Consider the following 2,257-nt stretch of genomic DNA (forward strand, 5'->3'; position numbering starts at 1 on the left):
CCCCCACTACCGGACAAGGTCTGGATCAACCCGCCACCCGAAGCACTCCAGAACGACAACGAGACACAAACCGCTCAAGTGGCCTGACGTCTCATCAGGTTTGACAGGTTCCGCACTGGGGGCCGCCCTCCTTGATCCAAAACAGCCCAATTCGGCAATGATCACGGGTTGTGTCCGCCTCGGCGTCCGTGGATCGTCAGCGGTGGCCGAGTAGGCGGGCGTTGCCTACGGGGTGCCAGTCCCAACGGCGTTCTGCTCCGCGTTGGTCGACGAGAGTGACGGTGTCGATGATGATGCGGCGGGTTGGAAGCTCTCGGCCGAGTGCGGTGATGAGTGGCCCGGCCGGTTGGTCGGTCTCGCTGTAGGCGATCGTCATGTGGGGGGTCCAGGGCTCGGGCCCCTCGGTACTGCCTTCGCTGCCGGTCACTTTGAGGGTGGCCTCTTGGATGGCCTCGCGGATCCTGGCCAAGGGGTCTGTGGGCTGGACGGCGACGGCGATCGCTTCGGGGTGGTACAGGATCCGGTCAAGGGTCACGTTGACGGGTGGGATCTTGGTGAGAAGACCTTGTGCCATGGCGAGCATGTCGTGCTGCTGGGCGTCGGTGATCTCTTCGGTGGGTCCGGCGACGTGGGTGGTGATGTGCAGCCACTCGGTGGGGGTTATGTGCAGGCCGGGGATGTCGGCGAGTCGTTCTTGGGCGTCCTGGGCGAGGTCCTGCGCTTCGGGGTGGTCGCCCATGAGGATGTGCCAGTAGAGCGTGCCTTGCCCTGGTCCGGGCTCCGCGCGGTTTCGCCATCGGTCGGTCATATGCGCGGGAAGCGGACTCATGGGCTCTCCATATCTGCATCATCGGTCAGGGCGGCAGCGTTGAAATCGCGGATCTGCTGCCTGAGCTGGACGGCGAGCGTGCTGCCTTGCAAACGCGGCCCGTTCAGTCGGCGGTCCAGGTCTGCCAGGTAGCGCGTGACGGTCGTAAGACGCATGCCGGGGTCCAGCGTCAGAAGCTTGGTGAGTTCTTCGGCGGTGCCCTCCAGGTCGCCCCTGAGAAGGTGGGCGACTCCGGTTCCGACGCGTATTTGAGCCCAGTTCGCGGGTGAGATCGGGGTGCCTGCCGCCCATGCGCTGTCTGCCATCTCCGCGGCTTGTAGTGCGCCGTCGAGATCGCCGGTTCGCATGGCCACCGACAGAGAGAACAGGGCTTGGCGCTCGATCGGGAACGACCACACCGAGTGATCAGAGGGAGTCTCGTGGGTGGCCTCGGCGGATCGCTCGGCGCGCTCCACGGCTTCACGTGCCCGTGTCTTGTCTCCTAGCAGAACGGCGGCGTTGGCTTCATACCAGGCAAGTTGGGTCTTCATCGGGCTGGGTGCGCTGGCCTCGAAGCCTTGCCGGGCAAGGTCGGCTGCCTCGATGAAGCGGTTCTGCCAGCGTGCTGTTTTGGCCTGGGCGTACCAAGCGAACGCCTCGCTTGCTCCGGCCTCCTGAGCCAGCATGAGCGCGGCGGCGGCATATTCTTCGGCGGCGTCGTCGAGATTGACGTCTCCGAAGATCACAGCAGCGTGCGCGAGAAGATCTGAATCGATCCTGAGTAGTTCCCGCGTGTGCCGGGGCCGGTGACGTCCGCCCTCCAAGAGCTCCTGCGTCCGGCGGTGTAGTTGGACTACTTCGCGGAGAAGTCGTTTCGCCGGGACCTGCGTGTGGGATCTCGCGAGTGACGTCGTTGATCGCGCAAGCCGCGCGATCGCCTCTTCGTTGGTGTCGCTCGCGGTCACCCATTGAGTCAGGCGGACGAGCTCCGCCGTTTGTGCCAGCTCGGCCGTGTCGACGCGCTCGGGCTCCGCCGCTTCGGGAGCGGGAGCCGCGATTCTCGTGCCTGGACGGCGGTCCTTCTGCTTCGCCGGCGGGATGAAGCCGAGTCGCTCGGCCGTCCGGCCAGTCAGCTCTTGAAGTGCCTTCCGGTAGGGCGGGTGCGGCCAGCGCACTTCGCCCCGCTCCCAACGGCGGAGCCGTTCCTCGTCACAGAGCAGCCCGTTCGCGATCGCCGTGGGCGTGCGGTTGATCGCCTCGGCCATTTCGGCGCGGGTGGCGTACTTCGCCTCGCGCCATGCGGTGAGTTGCGTGTTGGGGATCGTGTCGGGCATCCGGCCTTGCCTCGCAGGGGGGCGAAAGGGGCTGGTTGGGGGCGGAAAAGGGGGCTGGTTGGCGGTGCTGACGGAACGTGCTGACTGGTTGCCTCTCTGACAAGCAACACCGTAC

General features: G+C 65.8%; 2 protein-coding genes. Both read right to left on the reverse strand.

Annotated elements, in window-relative coordinates:
* Positions 1–196 precede the first annotated feature (196 nt).
* Positions 197–829: a 2'-5' RNA ligase family protein gene (locus tag E1281_RS39255; protein ID WP_131884750.1), complete on the reverse strand. Its 633-nt coding sequence runs from the start codon at positions 827–829 to the stop codon at positions 197–199.
* Complete coding sequence (locus E1281_RS39260; RefSeq protein ID WP_131884751.1) at positions 826–2,142, reverse strand: hypothetical protein; 1,317 nt, start codon at positions 2,140–2,142, stop codon at positions 826–828. The genes E1281_RS39255 and E1281_RS39260 overlap by 4 nt, the downstream gene beginning before the upstream one ends.
* Positions 2,143–2,257: the final 115 nt, after the last annotated feature.

The organism is Actinomadura sp. KC345, from assembly GCF_004348515.1.
Lineage (GTDB): Bacteria > Actinomycetota > Actinomycetes > Streptosporangiales > Streptosporangiaceae > Spirillospora.

Coding starts and splice junctions, on each gene's coding strand:
- E1281_RS39255 (WP_131884750.1), bottom strand. CDS start 829: ATGAGTCCGCTTCCCGCGCATATGACCGACCGATGGCGAAACCGCGCG.
- E1281_RS39260 (WP_131884751.1), bottom strand. CDS start 2,142: ATGCCCGACACGATCCCCAACACGCAACTCACCGCATGGCGCGAGGCG.